At 43.8% G+C, this 17,811-nt stretch carries 17 protein-coding genes; 4 read left to right on the top strand and 13 right to left on the bottom strand.

The features are described from left to right. Positions 1-117: 117 nt before the first annotated feature. The 8 genes from HMPREF2904_RS08335 to HMPREF2904_RS08295 all read right to left on the bottom strand — a co-directional run bounded on the left by HMPREF2904_RS08335 (position 118) and on the right by HMPREF2904_RS08295 (position 6,191). Positions 118-564, bottom strand: a complete 447-nt coding sequence (locus HMPREF2904_RS08335; protein WP_070661838.1) for a YtxH domain-containing protein — start codon at positions 562-564, stop codon at positions 118-120. 14 nt (positions 565-578) lie between these two features. Next, positions 579-962 (bottom strand): DUF948 domain-containing protein, encoded by a 384-nt coding sequence (locus tag HMPREF2904_RS08330; protein WP_031573975.1) that lies wholly within the window; start codon positions 960-962, stop codon positions 579-581. Positions 963-965: 3 nt separating this feature from the next. Continuing rightward, on the bottom strand, positions 966-1,748 hold the full coding sequence (gene lgt / locus HMPREF2904_RS08325; RefSeq protein WP_049482776.1) for a prolipoprotein diacylglyceryl transferase: 783 nt from the start codon (positions 1,746-1,748) through the stop codon (positions 966-968). Continuing rightward, positions 1,745-2,677, bottom strand: coding sequence for an HPr(Ser) kinase/phosphatase (gene hprK, locus HMPREF2904_RS08320; RefSeq protein ID WP_070661835.1), 933 nt, complete (start codon positions 2,675-2,677; stop codon positions 1,745-1,747). The genes lgt and hprK overlap by 4 nt, the downstream gene beginning before the upstream one ends. A gap of 172 nt (positions 2,678-2,849) precedes the next feature. Continuing rightward, positions 2,850-3,224: a hypothetical protein gene (locus HMPREF2904_RS08310; RefSeq protein ID WP_070661832.1), complete on the bottom strand. Its 375-nt coding sequence runs from the start codon at positions 3,222-3,224 to the stop codon at positions 2,850-2,852. Positions 3,225-3,236: 12 nt separating this feature from the next. After that, entirely contained in the window at positions 3,237-3,518 is a 282-nt protein-coding gene (locus HMPREF2904_RS08305) for a PspC domain-containing protein (protein ID WP_003005023.1), read from the bottom strand. Between the two features lie 74 nt (positions 3,519-3,592). Then, complete coding sequence (locus HMPREF2904_RS08300) at positions 3,593-4,048, bottom strand: SprT family protein (RefSeq protein ID WP_070661829.1); 456 nt, start codon at positions 4,046-4,048, stop codon at positions 3,593-3,595. Continuing rightward, on the bottom strand, positions 4,035-6,191 hold the full coding sequence (locus HMPREF2904_RS08295) for a Tex family protein (protein WP_371106552.1): 2,157 nt from the start codon (positions 6,189-6,191) through the stop codon (positions 4,035-4,037). The genes HMPREF2904_RS08300 and HMPREF2904_RS08295 overlap by 14 nt, the downstream gene beginning before the upstream one ends. A 148-nt stretch (positions 6,192-6,339) precedes the next feature. On the opposite strand from HMPREF2904_RS08295, the gene HMPREF2904_RS11760 reads away from it, so the two are divergent. From HMPREF2904_RS11760 to zwf, 4 genes are all read left to right on the top strand, one after another. Continuing rightward, positions 6,340-6,492: an SPJ_0845 family protein gene (locus HMPREF2904_RS11760; RefSeq protein WP_176744619.1), complete on the top strand. Its 153-nt coding sequence runs from the start codon at positions 6,340-6,342 to the stop codon at positions 6,490-6,492. Beyond that, the gene (locus HMPREF2904_RS08290; protein WP_070661822.1) at positions 6,492-7,397 is read left to right on the top strand and encodes a permease; all 906 of its coding nucleotides are present in this window, start codon (positions 6,492-6,494) and stop codon (positions 7,395-7,397) included. Before HMPREF2904_RS11760 ends, HMPREF2904_RS08290 begins: the two co-directional genes overlap by 1 nt. Beyond that, positions 7,394-8,209, top strand: coding sequence for a TIGR03943 family putative permease subunit (locus tag HMPREF2904_RS08285; RefSeq protein WP_049499476.1), 816 nt, complete (start codon positions 7,394-7,396; stop codon positions 8,207-8,209). Before HMPREF2904_RS08290 ends, HMPREF2904_RS08285 begins: the two co-directional genes overlap by 4 nt. 477 nt (positions 8,210-8,686) lie before the next feature. Then, complete coding sequence (gene zwf, locus HMPREF2904_RS08280) at positions 8,687-10,153, top strand: glucose-6-phosphate dehydrogenase (RefSeq protein ID WP_070661819.1); 1,467 nt, start codon at positions 8,687-8,689, stop codon at positions 10,151-10,153. A 91-nt stretch (positions 10,154-10,244) separates the two neighbouring features. Here the strand turns inward: zwf and ftsY are convergent, their stop codons facing one another. From ftsY to rnc, 5 genes are read right to left on the bottom strand one after another with little or no spacing between them, the layout of a single operon-like run. Then, positions 10,245-11,903 carry a signal recognition particle-docking protein FtsY gene (gene ftsY / locus HMPREF2904_RS08275; protein ID WP_003008131.1) on the bottom strand — a complete coding sequence of 553 codons (1,659 nt, stop codon included), beginning with the start codon at positions 11,901-11,903 and terminating at the stop codon, positions 10,245-10,247. Next, entirely contained in the window at positions 11,904-12,725 is an 822-nt protein-coding gene (locus HMPREF2904_RS08270; protein WP_070661815.1) for a Cof-type HAD-IIB family hydrolase, read from the bottom strand. It lies immediately after the preceding gene. After that, complete coding sequence (locus HMPREF2904_RS08265; RefSeq protein WP_070661812.1) at positions 12,722-13,528, bottom strand: Cof-type HAD-IIB family hydrolase; 807 nt, start codon at positions 13,526-13,528, stop codon at positions 12,722-12,724. Before HMPREF2904_RS08265 ends, HMPREF2904_RS08270 begins: the two co-directional genes overlap by 4 nt. After that, a complete protein-coding gene (gene smc, locus HMPREF2904_RS08260; protein WP_070661809.1) occupies positions 13,518-17,054 on the bottom strand; it encodes a chromosome segregation protein SMC in 3,537 nt (1,178 codons plus the stop codon). The genes HMPREF2904_RS08265 and smc overlap by 11 nt, the downstream gene beginning before the upstream one ends. After that, positions 17,045-17,746, bottom strand: a complete 702-nt coding sequence (gene rnc, locus HMPREF2904_RS08255; RefSeq protein WP_031573937.1) for a ribonuclease III — start codon at positions 17,744-17,746, stop codon at positions 17,045-17,047. Before rnc ends, smc begins: the two co-directional genes overlap by 10 nt. Positions 17,747-17,811 lie beyond the last annotated feature (65 nt).

The raw sequence follows: 17,811 nt of genomic DNA, 5'->3' as shown, positions 1-17,811 counted from the left end.
CTGGATTGCTGAAATCATCCACTGGATAATTTAACCTAACGTCCGTAATCACTTAAGGAAAGTTTCTAAGATGATTTTGTCTTCAATCTGAAAAGAGGCTCAGTGAGCCTCTTTTTTTTATGCTTCTTTTGTATCTTCTTCAGAATCTTTTTCATCCAAGTCTAACACGATGTCTTCAGATTCTGTTTGTTTGCGAATGGATTGAACCAAGTCATTGCCACTTAGATTTTCTTTTTGAAGTTTATCCTTAAATGAGTGATAGACTTCTTGAGATTTTTCAACCACATCTTGCGTTTTTTCTTTGACAGATTCCAAAACACTTCCTGTCGTAATTTCTCCAGAACCAACTTTTTCTTTGGTTTGTTGGATCACTTCTGCTGCTTGTTTTGAAACATCCTTAGCAGTTTGTTTCACCGATTCATGTACTTCTTGAGGATCTTCTTGATAATCTTTTACGAAGCGCACCACTTTTTTAGTGACTTTCTTTCCTTGCTCTGTTGATAAATAGTAGGCTGCTGAAGCACCTGAAATCACACCAATTAATAAACTAGATAAACGTCCCATATTCTTCCTCGATTCTATTTAAATAATTTTGAAGCCATCTTAATCGCTTTTAATCCGATAGAGGCTTTCACTGTTTTTCCACCAGCTGATACAGCTTTGGAACCTAATTGACGGGCTTGATCATTCAAATCTGAAACAGACTCTGAAAGATCCGCCACGGCTGTAAAGAGTGGGTCAATTGTTGCAACTTTTTGATTCAAATCATCCGTTAAAACATTGACTTTTGCCAATAGATCATTGGTCTGATGCAAGGTGACATTGACATCTGATGTCAAAACTTGGATCGTTTTTTGCGTCTCATCTACAACTTTTCCAATCTTTGAGAGGAAAAAAATCATATAAATGACAAGCGCTACTAAGGCAAGGCCTAAGAGGCCGTAGGCAATTTCAATAAACATATATTACTCCTTTGCTTCTACATAATAAGGGGCTTTTTTGCGACGTTGGTAGATGATGATGGCGAGTCCAACTAGAATCAGGATCATCGACAACCACTGGGAAACACGTAAGCCCGCAAACATCAGGCTATCTGTCCGCATTCCTTCGATGATCATCCGACCAAAACCATACCAGATAAGGTAAAAGGCTGTGATCTCACCTTGTCGCAAAAATTGGGGCTTCCTACGAAGAATCAAGATCAAGAGAAATCCTAGCAGATTCCAACTGGATTCATATAAGAAGGTTGGCTGACGGTAACTACCATCTATATACATTTGGTCTCGAATAAAAGAGGGCAGGTAGTTGAGGCTTTTAACAGCAGCTCCATAAGCTTCCTGGTTAAAGAAGTTTCCCCAGCGACCAATACTCTGTGCAATCATGACGCTTGGAGCCGCAATATCTAAGAAATCAATTGGCTCAATCAAGCGTCTACGAGAGAATAGATAGAGGACAAGGGCACCTGTCAAGAGGCCACCATAAATCGCGATTCCTCCGTTCCAGATGGCGAAAATCTCACCAAGATGCTGGCTATAATAGCCCCATTCGAAAATAACGTAATAGAGTCTGGCACCCACAATCGCAAGCGGAAAGGCGATCAAAATGAAATCAATGATATCATCTGGATCAATTTTTTTACGGGGCGCTTCTTTCATGGAAAGATAAACGGCTAGTATCAAGCCAGAGACAATACAAATTGCATACCAACGAATACTGATCGGACCTAATTGAAGGGCTACTGGATTCATTCCTTCACCTCATTTTGACTAATCAACTGGGACAAACGTTCTTCAAAAGTTTTGGTAGCATCATAGCCCATTTCTTTGGCCCGAACATTCATCGCTGCGGCTTCGATCACGACCGAAATGTTCCGACCAGTCTTCACAGGGATGCGAATCCGAGGAATGGTCACGCCACCGATTTCCAACTCTTCTGCATTATTACCAAGACGATCATAAACTTGATCCTTAGCATAATTTTCCAAGTAAACGGCGATTTGGACTTGTGAAGAATCCTTCACAGCACTCGCACCGTAGAGACTCATGACATCGATAATCCCGACACCACGGATCTCTAGTAAGTGGCGTAGGATTTCAGCTGGCTCTCCCCAAAGGGTCATCTCGTCTCTCGCATAGATATCGACTCGGTCATCTGCTACGAGGCGGTGCCCCCGCTTGACAAGTTCCAGACCTGTCTCGCTTTTTCCGATTCCGCTATCTCCTTGTATTAAGACACCCATCCCATAAATATCCATCAAGACACCGTGTACACTCGTACGTTCTGCCAGCCGACTATCCAAATAGCTAGAAAGCTCTCCAGATAAACGACTGGTCGCAACATTGCTCTTCAAAATGGCTAGTTGCTTCTCTTCAGCAGCTCGCAACATTTCTTCTGGAATTTCTAAATTCCTCGCAACAATGATGACAGGTGTCTCTGGCTGGAACATCTTGCGCAGGACCTGATGACGGTTGTGAGAGCTCATCTTTACCAGGTAGGACCATTCTTTCATTCCTACAAGCTGAATCCGCTCAGGTGTGTAATAGTCGAAATAGCCCGTCATTTCAAGACCTGGACGTGAAATGTCCGCAGTCGTAATTTCCTTGCTTAAGAGGTTATCATCCCCATAAACAACCGATAGACGAAGCTTTTCCTGTAGATCGCGAACAGTAACTGCCATATCATTCTCCCTTTTCAAATTCTCTCTCTATTATAGCAGATTTTCTCTTCAGACGAGAGACTGAAGTGTCATTTGAAAGATCCATTTTCAACTCCTTTTTAAGGCAAGTAAAAAGAGGCCAAGACAAAGGTCTCCAACCTCTAGGAAATGATGGGAACATATGAAGAATGCTCTAGCCTTGGCCTTGCAAGAAATCTTTGATCATAGATTTGATTCCGGTAGAGACTGCATAGACCACCGCATTTGAAGGAAATGCGATCAAGCCAAGCATAAAGGCGGTAGGTCCTCCACCCAATAAGGAGAAAACCAGATACAAAACCGGCAGAAATAAAATCGAAAACCGATAAATTTGTGGCTTTCTAGCCTCTTTTGTTGGCAGAAACAAGAGGTAGAAGAGGCTATTCCAAATGCCCAGTGGAAAAAGGAGCATTCCGATCAAAACTGTTCCAACTCCTTCACCAAAAAAACGATTTAAAATGAAAAACTGTCCTATAAAACTGAAGAAGAGATATAGAATAAAAGCAAGGGAATAGAACTTCTGCTTCACTCAAATCTCCTTTTAGAAAAATGGACTATCATTCTGATCATGGATGGGTTCGGCCTCTTTTCTTCGACGAGGTCGAGGGCCATAGTCAAACATTTCCTGCTCCTCCTCGTCCTTATAAGGCAAGGTCGTATCTAACAGTAAGTAGATAATCACACCGATAAAGGCATGAGAAACCGTAAAAAGAATAAACAAGAAGCGTAGGAGAGTTACACTAAGACCAAATTTATCAGCTAAGCCAGCTAGCACACCTGAAACCAGGCGATGTCGTTTTAATTTGTAAAATGATGATGTCATTTGATTTTCCTCTTTCTAGTTAGACCTATTTTAGCAGAGTCGAACTGGAAAGAGATCCGCCTAAAGACTGATTCTTACACTTGTCTCATTTCAAGAAATTGCAGGCGGCTGTGACAGCGACCGCAGGCATATTTCTTCAGATCGATTTTTCGCTTTCGTCTATACTCTTGGCCACAATGGGGACATTGATAGAGATAGATCCGCTTGACTCGCCCAGTTCTATCTGGTAGAGGAGGTGTGAAACGAAGACCGTCCACTTGCTGGAGAAGTTGCTTAAAGTCTAGATCTTTGTGGCGATAGCCTTTATCTTGATCGTAAAGATGGTAATGGCAGAGCTCGTGACGGACGATTTTACGAAAGACCTCTAACCCGAAAACTTGGTATATTTTCGGGTTGAAATCAAGGTGTCGATCTTTGGGAAAGAAACGACCCCCAGTAGTTTGAAGACGTGAATTCCACTCTGCTTGATGGCGGAATTCTCTCCCAAAATCTTCTAGGGATACTTGGCGTACATACTCAGTCAGATTCATTCGGAGCTACCAAACTGAGATTGACTTTTTCGCGTTCCACATCAATCTTCTTCACCCAGACGGTTACCAAATCACCTACTGATACGACCTGGCTTGGATGCTTGATAAACTGCTTGCTCATATGGGAGATATGAATCAAGCCATCTTCGTGAATGCCAATATCGACAAAGGCTCCAAAGTCAACCACATTGCGCACAACCCCTTCTAATTTTTGGCCAATATGCAGGTCTTTAATATCCAAGACATCCTGGCGGAGCACAGGTGCATCAAAGGAATCCCGCAAATCGCGACCTGGTTTTAGGAGATCGGCAATGATATCTTTCAGGGTTTCTGGTCCCAGATCCAGCTGAGTAGACATCTCCTTTATGTTCACAGCTTTTAATTTTTCCTGAGCGGATGCATCGAGTTCGGTAATTTCAAGAAGCTGAAAAAGTTTTTCAACTTCCTTGTAACTTTCAGGGTGAACGCCGGTATTGTCCAAGATGTTTTTACTTTCAGGGATGCGTAAGAATCCAGCAGCCTGCTCGAAAGCCTTGGCGCCGAGGCGAGGCACTTTTTTAATCTGCGCACGTGAAAGAATCATTCCTTCTTCTTCCCGGTATTTCACAATATTTTCAGAGATGGTTTTATTGAGTCCTGCTACATGCGCTAAGAGAGAGGGACTAGCCGTATTGATATTGACCCCAACTTGGTTGACCACGGTATCTACCACAAAATCTAAACTTTCGGTCAGTTTTTTCTGATTGACATCGTGCTGGTATTGACCGACACCGATGGATTTGGCATCGATTTTCACCAATTCTGCTAGCGGATCTTGCAAGCGGCGGGCAATGGAGATGGCCGAGCGTTTTTCAACGGTTAGCTCTGGGAACTCATGACGGGCCAACTCACTAGCTGAATAGACAGATGCTCCGCTTTCATTGACAATAACATAGCGAACTCCTGGATGGTCATGGAGGACCTCTGCGACAAAGGCCTCACTTTCACGGCTGGCAGTTCCATTTCCAATCGCAATAATTTCTACTCCAAACTCCTTGATCAAGGAGGACAAATCTTTTTTAGCCTGCTCGATCTGAGCTGGTTTTGCAGGAGCAACTGGATAGATGACCTGGGTGGCAAGCATCTTTCCTGTCTCATCGACAACGGCTAGTTTAGCACCGGTCCGAAAAGCTGGGTCAAATCCAAGGACCACGCGCCCTTTTAATGGAGGAATGAGCAATAGATTCCGTAGATTCTCAGAGAACAATTGAATGGCTCCGTCTTCTGCCACCTCCGTCAACTCTGTCCGAATCCGACGTTCAATCGCAGGAACGATTTTTTTCTTAACCGCTTGTTGAATAACCTCATCCACATAGGCATTTTTGGTTTTAAAACGAGCCTCAAAGATACGAATGATCCGATCCAGTTGGTGCTCGAATCCGACTTTGAGAACGCCCAATTTTTCTCCACGATTGAGCGCCAGGGTCCGGTAGCCTTGCATATTCTTGATCTTCTCAGAAAAATCATAGTAGATTTCAAAGGTTTTCTTAGGATCTAAGCTTTCATCCTTCAAGGTTGACGTCATGAGGGAATGCCCATGAATTTCTTGATAGGTGAGGGCCCGTAATTGGGTATCCTCTGAAATAGCTTCTACCAAAATATCCACTGCACCAGCTAAAGCTGCGGTTTCAGTTGGGAAGGCCTCACAGGTAAATTTCTGAGCCTCTGCTTCCAAGTCTGGGCTATTTTGCAAAATGAGACGTGCCAAGGGGAAAAGTCCTGCTTCTCGGGCAATCGTCGCCTTGGTCCGCCGTTTTTCCTTATATGGGAGATAGAGCTCTTCGACATCCGCTAATTTTTCAGCAGCCTCAATAGCCTGCTTGAGCGCCTCTGTCAGTTTGCCTTGTTCCTCAATCTTAGCAAGGACGGTTTCCTTTCGTTCGGCCAGAGCCGTTAAGGATTTGTCCCGGTCAATAATCGCCTTGATCGCTACTTCATCTAAATTTCCCGTCATATCTTTTCGATAGCGGGCAATAAAAGGAATGGTTGAGCCTTCTGCGGTCAGACTCAATACGGTATCGATTTGTTTTAAGCTAACACCCAATTCTTGGGCTATTTTTTCATATTTATCCATAGCTTCTATTATAGCATATTTTCCTGCCATCAAAGGGGGAGTTCGCCTGTTCTGGTCTCTGTTTCAGGGATTTTTCATAGAATAATTTTGACCCTCATGTTCTTTCCTTTTATGCTCCATTTCCCCCTTGCTCTTTCCTTTTTGTTATAATGAAAGAAAATAAAAAGGAGGCCCAACAATGGCTATTAAATTCTCAAAAACAGATGATCTTGATAAAATGTTTGAAAATTTTGCGAGTTTTCCGGATGTAGAAAAGAAAGTAGAATTTCCTGAAGAAAAAAAGAAGAAGGCAGAAACTGCTACCACTAAAGAAGCAAAGAAGGCTAAGTAATGACATTCTTTCAACACCTTCCCTCTAGCGTCTTGCAGGCTGGGGCTATTTTTCTCTCGATTATTATCGAGGCCCTACCTTTTGTCCTAATCGGAAGTATCATTTCAGGGATTATTGAAGTCTATATTACCCCCGAGAGGGTCTACCGCTTTCTTCCCAAAAATAAATTTGGGCGGATCTTCTTTGGGACCTTTATCGGCTTTATCTTTCCTTCCTGTGAATGTGGAATTGTTCCCATTATCAATCGCTTTCTAGAAAAGAAAGTCCCAAGTTATACTGCTGTTCCCTTTTTGGTGACAGCACCGGTCATCAATCCTATCGTTCTCTTTGCGACCTATTCAGCCTTTGGGAATTCTGTCAAGATGGCCCTCTACCGCGCCCTTGGTTCCCTTTTGGTCGCAACGGTGCTAGGGATCTTTCTTGGTTTTATTCAGACAGATTCGATCCAAAAAGAACATCGTAAGGCTGTACATGAACATGATTTTAGGGGCTTGAGCAAAGGTCAAAAGCTCTTTCAAGTCTTGGTGCAAGCGATTGATGAATTCTTTGACACGGGACGTTACCTGGTATTTGGTTGTCTCTTTGCCAGCCTCGTCCAAGTCTATGTCCCAACACGGATCCTCACTTCGATCAGTGCGACACCGGTTATTGCTATTCTCCTTCTCATGGTCTTGTCCTTTCTCCTCTCACTTTGTAGCGAGGCGGACGCCTTTGTTGGATCCTCTCTTCTAACAAGTTTTGGAGTAGCGCCTGTTCTTGCCTTTCTGGTGATTGGGCCTATACTTGATGTTAAAAATCTCCTCATGATGAAAAATTATCTCAAGACCCGTTTTATCTGGCAATTTATCGGGATTGTGAGTGGAGTTGTGCTCCTTTATGCTTGGTTTGTGGGGGTAGTGCTATGATTCGTTTCTTGATATTAGCTGGCTATTTTGAGCTCACCATGTACCTGCAATTATCTGGTAAGCTCAATCAATACATCAACTTACACTATTCTTACTTGGCTTATATTTCCATGTTCTTGTCCTTTGTTTTAGCTCTTGTGCAGCTGATCATCTGGGTCAAGCAGATGAAGATCCACAGTCATCTCTCTGGCTTCTGGGCAAAAGTGGCGAGTATCTTCTTGCTCTGTATTCCTTTGTTTGTCGGGCTATTTTTCCCTACAGTGACACTGGATTCCCAAACAGTCTCTGCAAAAGGCTACCACTTCCCGGTTGCGGCCGGTTCTTCCAAGGAAATCCAGCAGGACGAAGGGACAACAACCCAGTATCTCAAACCAGATACTAGTAGCTATTTTACCAAATCTGCCTATGAGTCAGAAATGAAGCAAGCGGCAAAGAAATATGTGGATAAAAAAGTGATCCAGGTGACCACTGAGAATTACATGGAAGTCATGGAAGTGATTTATGATTATCCTGACCAATTTGCAGGAAAGACAATCGAGCTGACCGGTTTTGTATACAATGATCCCAATAACAAGGACAGCCAATTTCTCTTTCGTTTTGGGATCATCCACTGTATCGCAGATTCCGGAGTCTACGGTCTCTTAACGACTGGTGCTCCGCAGCATTTCGAAAACAATACCTGGATCCATGCTAAAGGAACCTTGTCCATTGAATACCACAAGCAGCTCAAGCAAAGCTTGCCTGTCCTCCACATTAGTGATTGCCAGACCATTACAAAACCGGATAATCCATATGTCTACCGCGTATTCTGATGGAGCTTCCGTTGTAGATCCAAACATCTTATAACTTTTCAAGCTAGAATCCACATTGGTTCTAGCTTTTAGAACGTTGACAAACTTTTTTTGTAAAATAAGTTAAGTGATTTTATTAAGAAAGAATAATGTGTTCCAATTTTTTTATGATCAAGAAAATACCGAAACTTTCCGCCGTGAGAAAAGTGCCTGAAACGTTATTGTTTCAGGCACTCGGAATTATTGAGACCTTAGGCTCAAAACTTAGTCATGGAACTTCGAAGAAGTTCGCTGACGTCCGTACTCACTTAAGGAAAGTTTTTTAATACTTTGTTTTCAAAATGAAAGCTAGAACTTACCTATGTTCTAGCTTTTTCTATGCTTTCCTCTCAAATCCTCTAATCCAAGCGGAAAATATTCGGAACAACGATTCCATCAAAGAAATCTTGTAGATTTTATGGTAAAATATGGTTAATAAAATAGGAAATAGGTACTTAAATGTCTTCAAAAGTTATTGTAACCATTTTCGGGGCTAGTGGAGATTTAGCCAAGCGCAAACTCTACCCATCCCTTTTTAGACTCTATAAATCAGGAAATCTATCTGAACACTTTGCGGTTATCGGAACAGCTCGCAGACCATGGAGCAAGGAATACTTTGAATCAGTCGTGGTAGAATCTATCACAGATCTGGCAGATAGCCCACAACAAGCTCAAGAATTCGCTAGTCATTTCTACTACCAAAGCCACGATGTCAATGATACCGAACATTACATCGCCCTGCGCGAATTGCAAAACAGCTTGGATGAAAAATACCAAACAGAACACAACAAGGTCTTCTTCCTGTCCATGGCTCCTCAATTTTTTGGAACTATTGCCAAACACCTCAAATCAGAAGGCATTGTGGATGGGCAAGGCTTTGAGCGCTTGATCGTTGAAAAACCTTTCGGTACAGACCTAGAAACGGCTAGTCAGCTCAACAAGGAATTGGAAGAAACCTTTGATGAAGAGCAAATCTTTCGGATCGACCATTACCTTGGAAAAGAAATGATCCAAAATATTTTTGCCATTCGTTTTGGAAATCTTATTTTTGATAATCTCTGGAACCGAGATTTTATTGACAATATCCAAATTACCTTTGCTGAACGCTTGGGGGTTGAAGAACGCGGTGGCTACTACGATCACTCGGGGGCCCTTCGAGATATGGTGCAAAACCATACCCTTCAGCTTTTGTCATTGCTTGCCATGGATAAACCAGCTACCTTTACCAAGGATGCGATTCGGTCAGAAAAAGTTAAAGTTTTTGAGCAATTGCACAATCCAACAGATGAGGAACTGAAGAAATTCTTTATCCGTGGTCAATACCATTCAGGTACGATCGAAGGGAAAAAAGATATCTCTTATCGCAGTGAGCCAAATGTCGACCCTGAATCTACTACAGAAACCTATGCTTCTGGTGCATTCTTTGTTGATAGCGATCGATTCCGTGGAGTTCCTTTCTTCTTCCGTACCGGAAAACGTTTGACCCAAAAAGGAACCATGGTCAATGTGGTCTTCAAGCAAACCGACTCCATCTTTGGACATAGCTTGCAACCAAATGTCTTGACCATTTATATCCAACCAAATGAAGGTTTCTCATTGAGCATCAACGGAAAAGAGGTCGGGGAAAAATTCAGCATCGCACCTATTTCCTTTGACTACGAAACAGATGCGACGGCAACTGGAGCTTCACCAGAGCCTTATGAAAAATTAATTTTCGACGTTTTGAACAACGACTCAACCAATTACAGCCACTGGCAAGAAGTTCGTGCTTCATGGCAATTGATTGACCGGATCGAAAAACTATGGGCCGAAAATGGAGCACCGCTCTATGAATACAAGTCTGGATCCATGGGACCAACTGCATCCGATGATCTCCTTGCAGAATACGGAGCAGAATGGGTTTGGAAACCTGAACCTAAGAATTAAGGAAAGCCACCTTCGGGTGGTTTTTTTGATAGCGCAAGGAAACAAAAAGACAAATTGTCCTTCCAACAATTTGTCTTTTTCTATTTGACTCTTAAATCAAGCCTTCCAAGAGGCCTCTCATGAAGTTTTCTGAATGGAATGGTCCGATATCATCAATCTTTTCTCCGAATCCAATCAACTTCACTGGAATGTCCAACTCTTCACGGATCGCAAGGACGACCCCACCTCGAGCTGTTCCATCGATCTTGGTCAATACAATCCCTGTCACAGGCGTAATTTTTGAAAATTCTTTAGCTTGTACCAAGGCATTTTGACCGGTTGATGCATCGAGGGCCAGCAAGGTTTCATGTGGTGCCTCTGGTACCACACGCTTGATAATTCGCCCGATTTTTTCAAGCTCGGCCATGAGGTTGTCCTTGTTTTGCAGACGACCCGCCGTATCAATCATTAGAACATCAATGTTTTCAGCGATCGCACGTTCTATTCCATCAAAGACGACGCTAGCAGGATCTGATTTTTCAGGACCTGTTACAACTGGAACATCTACGCGGCGTCCCCATTCTGCCAGTTGAGCTACTGCTCCTGCACGGAAAGTATCTGCTGCAACCAACATGACTTTCTTGCCCTCTTGTTTATATCGGTGGGCTAACTTCCCGATAGAGGTTGTTTTACCAACTCCATTGACCCCAACAAAGAGCATGACCGTGAGACCATCTTGAAAACGAATGGCTTCATTAAATTGGCCATCCTTTTCATACAAGTCCACCAATTTTTCAATGATCACGCGCTTGAGAGCATCTGGTTTTTTGGCATTTTCCAAACGGGCTTCATAGCGCAACTCTTCGGTTAAATTAGAGGCCACTTGAACCCCAACGTCACTCATAATCAAGAGTTCTTCCAATTCTTCAAAGAATTCTTCATCGACTGAACGGAAATTGGCAAAGAAGGCATTGAGACGTGCTCCAAATCCAGTCCGCGTCTTTTTCAAGCTACGATCGTATTTTTCCTGAATGGTTTCTTGCTGAGGCTCAATCTCGTCTGGAATTGGCTCTTCTACCTCTTCAACAGTTCTTTCCTCAACGGTTGATGCAGGTTCTCCTTGAGGAAGTCTGGACTCGGCTTCTGCCACTTCTGAAGTTTCCTCCACTTGAGCAATCGCTTCTGATACTTCAGGTTCTGAAACCTCATCCTGAGCTTCTACTAGTTCTGGAGACTCCTCTTCTGTCGTGCTCCCTTCTACTAGCTCAGCGTCAGATGATGGAGAGGCAATTGGTGACTCTTCTTCCATTTCTGAACCGTTAGCCCCATCTGCTTCCTCACCATCTTCAGTAACTTCCGCTTCAATTTTCACTTCTTCAAGAGGCTCAGTCTCCGTGTCATCAGCTAGTGGTGAAACTTCTTGAGGAATTGCTTCTGTTTGAGCAGGTTCAAAGGCAACTGGAGACTCCTCTACCGGTTCTTGAACTTCAGGAGTCTCTGAAGTTCCTATTTCTTCAACAAGAGGTTCCTCTGCCGGCTCTTCTTGAGCAACGGTTGAAACAGGTTGATGAGTGGCTGCAATTCGCGCTTTGAGCTCTTGGTAGTAAGCCTCCATATCAGCGATTTTTTGCTCTTCCTTGTCATTTTGGGTAGCCGTAGGCTCCTCTTTGACAGTTTCTTCAACCTCAGTACTTTCCGTCACTTCTTCCGAAGACGGAAGCACTTTTTCAGTTTCTTCTTTTTTTCCAAATAAACGATCAAATAATCCCATTTATTCACTCTCCTTTAGCACATAATTTTCAATCGCCCATGCGACGGCATCTTGGTCATTGGTCATAGGGGCCACAAGCGTTGCAACTTCCTTCACTGCTGGAATCGCATTGCCCATGGCAACCCCCAGTCCAGCCCACTGGATCATAGACAGGTCATTGGCTTCATCTCCACAGGCCATGACTTGATCTGCCTCAAGACCCAAAATAGAAGCTAGAGCTACTAAGCCCGTTGCCTTGTGAACATTTTTAGGGCACCATTCCAGCAACATTTCCCGAGATTTAAAAATTTCATAGTCTTGAAATAAGTCCGGCTTGATCTGCTTGATCGTTGCATCTAAAAAGTCTTGATCGACTGCTGTCACACACTTGTTGTAGGAAATCGTGGATGGCAGGTCTTTAAAATCTGTCTCAATAAAGTTCAGGTAGGGATTGTAAAGGGAATAGAGAGACTTTCGATCTGCATGAATCTCATAAACCGTTCCCTCACTGATAGCATCCAGCGGAAGTCCTAGACGGGCTGTTTCATCATGAATGGTTGCGACATCTTCTGGTGCCAAGACAACTTTTGAGAGGATTTCTCCATTATTTCGCTGCACTAGACCACCGTTGAAGGTAATCGTATACTCTTCTTTGAGGCCTGCTGTTCCCAATTCTTCCAAAAGAAAATCCATGGCTTTCAAGGGACGACCAGTGGTTAGAACCACCTTGACACCTTGGGCCTGTGCAGCAGCGAGGGCTGCTCTATTGCGAGGGGAGATCTTTTTTTCTGAATTGAGAAGGGTCCCATCTAAATCCAGCGCAATCAAGGAAATCTTACTCATACAATTTCCTCCATGTAGCGTAGGACAGAACTAGTTACATGGTGACCGATGACTGTTTCAGCAATGGCCAAGATTTCAGGACGTGCATTTTCTGGCGCTACAGGATGGCCCACGACTTGCATCATATGGAGGTCATTTAAGTTATCCCCGAAAGCCATCACCTGATCCATCGAGATCCCTAGTTTATCCGCTAAGGCGGTAATGGCCACTCCCTTATCGACATAATCGAGGACAATATCAATCGATTCAAAACCTGTCGTCATCGCTTTGACACCTGGGATATTCTCAGTGACCCATTGTTCACCTTCAAGTACAAGAGCTGCATCAAAGTTGGTGGTCAATTTGAAAATTTCATCCTGAATATCTGCTAGGCTTTTCACTTTTTGAATGTTTTCATTGTAGTGCTGACTCAAGGCCAGATAGTCGGGATCTACTGTTTCTAATACATAGCTCCCTTTTTTCCCAGTCAAAAGAAGCTTATTCGGGTCTGCATAAGGTGAGGATTTCAAAGCCTCAAAAACACCCAAATAAAAGTCTTTGGACATGGTCGCTTCGTAGAGATCGTCTCCATGAAATTCTACCACACTACCATTTTCAGCAATGAAAATCATCTGGTCCTCAAATCCTTTAAAGAGAGATTTGAGAGAAAGGAGGGCACGGCCACTTGCAGCAGCAAAATAGATGCCTTTTTCTTTGCAACTTGCTAATACCTTGCGTAAAAGGTCTTGATCGTACTGATGTTGGTCATTTAGAAAGGTTCCATCCATATCCGTAGCGATCAATTTAATATCATTATTCTTCATTTTCTAAGTCTTTCAATTTTACTGAGACGATTTTAGAAACCCCAGATTCCTGCATGGTCACCCCATAGATGGAATCTGCAGCCGACATAGTTCCCTTCCGGTGCGTCACGACAATAAATTGGCTTTCCTTATCAAAGCGGTTCAGATAATCCCCAAAGCGCTTAACATTGGCCTCATCTAGGGCAGCCTCTACCTCATCCAGAATGACAAATGGAATGGTTTTGACACGAATAATCGAGAACAAGAGGGCCAAGGCAGACAAGGCCTTTTCTCCACCACTCATGAGGTTTAAGGATTGGATCTTTTTACCAGGTGGCTGCACAGAAATCTCAACACCAGCTGTCAGAAGATCTGGCTCTGTCAGAATCAAATCAGCAGAACCCCCACCAAACATTTGACGGAAAGTGACTTTAAAGGATTCACGAATGGCTTCAAAAGTTGATTTAAAGCGTTCCTTGACTTCGTCATTCATGTCGTTGATGGTAGACAGAAGCATATTTTTCGCAGCCAAGACATCCTCACGCTGGCTGGAAAGGAAATCAAAGCGCCCCTTCACCTCGTCGTACTGCTCGATCGCACCCACATTGACTGGACCAAGTGCCTTAATATCTTTTTCGATGCTCTTGAGCTGGTTTTCAGCTGCTGCAAGATTTTCAACAGGTTTGGCCTGTTCTTTGGCTTGGTCAAAGCTTTGCATGAATTCATCGGTAATTTGCGTTAAGAGCTTGTTCAAACGATCCGCATGCTTTTCACGTGTCGCTTCAGCCTTGGCTTGTTGACGAATCCACTCTTCGTTTTTCTTGCGAGCTTGTTCCATCTGTTCTGCCACATCTTCGGCCTGGCCTTCCAAATCATCCAGCTCAAAACGTTTCCGAATGACTCCTTGTTCCAAGTCCGTTTTCTTGGCTTGGGCCTGCGTCAATTGATTGGCTAGCTGCTCCACATCTACTGTTTGAACTTGAGCCTCGCCTTGTTCAATCAGCAATTGTAACTGATGCTCTTCTACTTCCAACTGGGAGATCGTTTCTTCCAAGCGACGAGCATCTGTTTGCTCATAGCTTTGTTGGCTCTTACATTCCGTCTGTTGAAGTCGCAATTCTGCCAATTGCTCTTGCAAGTTTTGTACTTTTTGTTGCAGGACATCTTTGTCCGACTTCATGGTTTCAATGTCGCGATTTAAGTTTTCTTTTTGAAGCTCAATTTCTGCCAATTGCTTGGTAAGGGACTCCAGCTCTTCTTGGAGAGACTGGGTCGCATCTGTTGCCAATTCTGACTTCAAAGCTTCTAAGAGTTCCTGAATTTCTTTCAGTTGCTCTTGGCTTTGTTGGTAGGCCAATTGGGCCCGCTGTTGCTCTAGACGCGCTTGCTCACCTTGGCTTTGAATAGAGGCCAGGTATTCTTGCGCCTGCTTGAGCAAATTGTCCTTGGTCTCGACCTCCTGCTCTGCTTCTCTCAAACGATCATCCAGAGCTTGCATTTCCTGTTTTAAACTATCCAATTCTGGTTTAACAAAGACCGTATTTTGGGAGCGATTGGCACCACCGGCATACGATCCTCCGGTCCGCAATTCGGTCCCATCCAAGGTCACCATCCGAACTTGATAGTTGACTTTACGAGCTGCCTCACGTGCATGCTCCGTCGTATCAAAGATGGCCGTTACTCCAAGCAGGTTTTGGAAAATCTGTTCAAAACGATGCTCATAGGTCACTAAGTCACTCGCAATTCCTAGAAATCCTGCACTGGCTTGAATCAATTCCAAATTCCGAGGAGATAGTTGACGGGCTTTGATGGTCGTTAACGGAAGGAAAGTTGCCCGTCCCAAGCGATTGCGTTTCAAGAAATCGATCGCTCGCGTTGCAGCCTTTTCATCCTCGACAATGATCTGTTGGCTGCTAGCTCCTAGAGCAATTTCAAGCGCTGTCTGGTAGTCTTTTGAGAAACTCAAATTCTCACTAACAGCCCCACAGATGCCTCCTAACCGTTCTGCTTCTTGCAAAACGCTCTTGACGCCTGCATAGAAGTTACTATGGTTCTTCTGAATAGCTTCCAAGCTATTGATCCGCGCCCGCTTATTCTTGCTCTCATCCATCAAGTCAAACATGGCAGCTTGAGCCTCTTGGTAGGCAGCTTTGGCCTGCTCCACTTTTACCAATTGCTCTTGGTATTCTGCTAATAGGCCTTTGACCGTCGCTTGTGCCTGATCCAACTCTTCTAATTGTCGGACTTCTTTTTCCTTGGCAGTTTCAAAGTTTGTTTGTGCCTTGGTCAAATCCTCTTGACGATGGCTTGATTCTTGCAGGAGTGCTTGGATCCGGCTCTCAATGGCTGTCCGCTCATTCGATTTTTCAGCCTCCGTCTGCAAGAGCGCGACATACTGCTCACGTAGATGCTCAATAACTTGTTCCGGATCTTCTTCGTAGTTGGCTAATTCTTTTTCCAACTCTTCTTGTTGCTGACGGTTCTCTGTCAGTCTTTGTTGAAACTCAGCTAGCATCTCTTGTTTTTGAGCCAGCTCTTGTTTCGCTTCTTCCAGACGGGCTAAAACAGCATCCAGCCGCTCAAGATTTTCCCTGCGACTATGGGCTGCTTGACTCGATTGCAACTTAGCTACTTCGATTTGCTTTTCCAAATCACTGATCAAACGAGTGACCTCAAGCAAGCTGGCCTGGTCCTCAGCTAAGCTTTCATCCAACTGATGACGGGCTTTCTTGATGCGTACATTGTCTTCTTCTAAGACCTGACGACGTTGGTAATAAGAAGCCAACTGTTCTTGAATGGCTTTTTCTTCTTGATCAGCCTTTTCGTAGAGCTCTTTTGCCAGATCGACTTGAGCAACTAAAACATCCAGCAAGAGAACCTGCCGTTCTTGGTCTAATTCCAAGAAACGGCGAGCGACTGTCGCTTGCTTTTCAAGAGGTTGGATTTGTCCTTCTAATTCATAGAGGATGTCTTCCAGACGGTCCAAATTCTCCTGGGTTTGATTGAGTTTGGTCTCGGTTTCCTTACGCCGCGTCTTAAATTTCAAGACACCAGCAGCTTCTTCAAAGATAGCCCGGCGTTCTTCCGGTTTGGAGTTAAAGATCTCCTCTACCCGTCCTTGAGAGATAATGGAGAAGGAATCACGTCCCAATCCCGTATCCATGAACAAATCATGCACATCTCTGAGACGTACTTTCTTACCGTCGATCTTGTACTCGCTGTCTCCTGAACGATAAATATGCCGTTCGACACGAATTTCTTTCCCTGCCTGTTGGATAAAACCATCTTGGTTATCTAAGACAACTGTGACACAGGCATAATTCAGCGGTTTACGCGATTCTGTCCCTGCAAAGATGACATCGGGCATCTTGCCCCCGCGTAAACTCTTGACGCTAGATTCCCCCAGGGCCCAGCGCAAACTCTCCGTGATATTTGATTTTCCAGATCCATTAGGCCCTACAACGGCAGTGACCCCTTTGTCAAATACGACTTTTGTCTTATCCGCAAAGGATTTAAAGCCTTGGATTTCAATCTCTTTTAGATACATGGCCCATCATTCCTCGTTTCAACTGCATTGCGGGCTGCTTCCTGCTCCGCTAATTTCTTGGAACGACCATGACCATGTCCCATCGTTTGACCGTTCACGAACACTTCTACTTCAAACTCTTTCGCATGAGCTGGACCGGACTCGCTAACCACTTGGTATTGGATCTCCACATCTCCGTGAACCTGTAACAGTTCTTGCAGACGGGTCTTGTAGTCAATGACTTGAGAAAATTGACCCGTTTCAACCTTTGGAATCATGACCTGATAGATGAATCGTTTGACTGCTTCCACTCCTTGATCCAGTAAAAGAGCACCTAAAAAAGCTTCAAATAAGTCGCCAAGAATCGTATCACGGTCCCGGCCACCAGATTTTTCTTCGCCCTTGCCTAGTTTGATGTAATGGTCAAATTGGCAATCTCGAGAAAAGCCAGCCAGACTCTCTTCACGGACAATCATAGAACGGAATTTGGACAAATCTCCCTCCGGTCTGTTGGGGTGTTCCTTATACAAATATTCGGAAATAACTAATTGAAGAACAGCGTCTCCTAAAAATTCCAAACGTTCGTTATGTGAAATTTTTAAGAGGCGGTGCTCATTGGCATAAGAGGTGTGCGTAAAAGCTGTATCTAATAAACTGCTATCTGAAAAAACGATCTGAAACCGTTCCGATAACAGGGCTTGTAATTTCTCCATAGGAAGCCTACTTTCTAATAAATTCATACTCTTAAGTATACCAAAAAAGAAGCACGAACGCACTT

The organism is Streptococcus sp. HMSC072G04 (assembly GCF_001813295.1).
Classification (GTDB): Bacteria; Bacillota; Bacilli; order Lactobacillales; family Streptococcaceae; genus Streptococcus.
Note: the sequence above shows the minus strand (reverse complement) of the source record. Positions and strands in the feature narration are given on the sequence as shown.

Bases quoted from the DNA above. Each gene is read 5' to 3' on its own strand.
- HMPREF2904_RS08335 (WP_070661838.1), bottom strand. From the start codon at position 564: ATGGGACGTTTATCTAGTTTATTAATTGGTGTGATTTCAGGTGCTTCA.
- zwf (WP_070661819.1), top strand. From the start codon at position 8,687: ATGTCTTCAAAAGTTATTGTAACCATTTTCGGGGCTAGTGGAGATTTA.
- HMPREF2904_RS08300 (WP_070661829.1), bottom strand. From the start codon at position 4,048: ATGAATCTGACTGAGTATGTACGCCAAGTATCCCTAGAAGATTTTGGG.
- rnc (WP_031573937.1), bottom strand. From the start codon at position 17,746: ATGGAGAAATTACAAGCCCTGTTATCGGAACGGTTTCAGATCGTTTTT.
- hprK (WP_070661835.1), bottom strand. From the start codon at position 2,677: ATGGCAGTTACTGTTCGCGATCTACAGGAAAAGCTTCGTCTATCGGTT.
- lgt (WP_049482776.1), bottom strand. From the start codon at position 1,748: ATGAATCCAGTAGCCCTTCAATTAGGTCCGATCAGTATTCGTTGGTAT.
- HMPREF2904_RS08265 (WP_070661812.1), bottom strand. From the start codon at position 13,528: ATGAAGAATAATGATATTAAATTGATCGCTACGGATATGGATGGAACC.
- HMPREF2904_RS08295 (WP_371106552.1), bottom strand. From the start codon at position 6,191: ATGGCAGGAAAATATGCTATAATAGAAGCTATGGATAAATATGAAAAA.
- HMPREF2904_RS08285 (WP_049499476.1), top strand. From the start codon at position 7,394: ATGATTCGTTTCTTGATATTAGCTGGCTATTTTGAGCTCACCATGTAC.
- HMPREF2904_RS08330 (WP_031573975.1), bottom strand. From the start codon at position 962: ATGTTTATTGAAATTGCCTACGGCCTCTTAGGCCTTGCCTTAGTAGCG.
- smc (WP_070661809.1), bottom strand. From the start codon at position 17,054: ATGTATCTAAAAGAGATTGAAATCCAAGGCTTTAAATCCTTTGCGGAT.
- ftsY (WP_003008131.1), bottom strand. From the start codon at position 11,903: ATGGGATTATTTGATCGTTTATTTGGAAAAAAAGAAGAAACTGAAAAA.
- HMPREF2904_RS08270 (WP_070661815.1), bottom strand. From the start codon at position 12,725: ATGAGTAAGATTTCCTTGATTGCGCTGGATTTAGATGGGACCCTTCTC.
- HMPREF2904_RS08305 (WP_003005023.1), bottom strand. From the start codon at position 3,518: ATGACATCATCATTTTACAAATTAAAACGACATCGCCTGGTTTCAGGT.
- HMPREF2904_RS11760 (WP_176744619.1), top strand. From the start codon at position 6,340: ATGGCTATTAAATTCTCAAAAACAGATGATCTTGATAAAATGTTTGAA.
- HMPREF2904_RS08290 (WP_070661822.1), top strand. From the start codon at position 6,492: ATGACATTCTTTCAACACCTTCCCTCTAGCGTCTTGCAGGCTGGGGCT.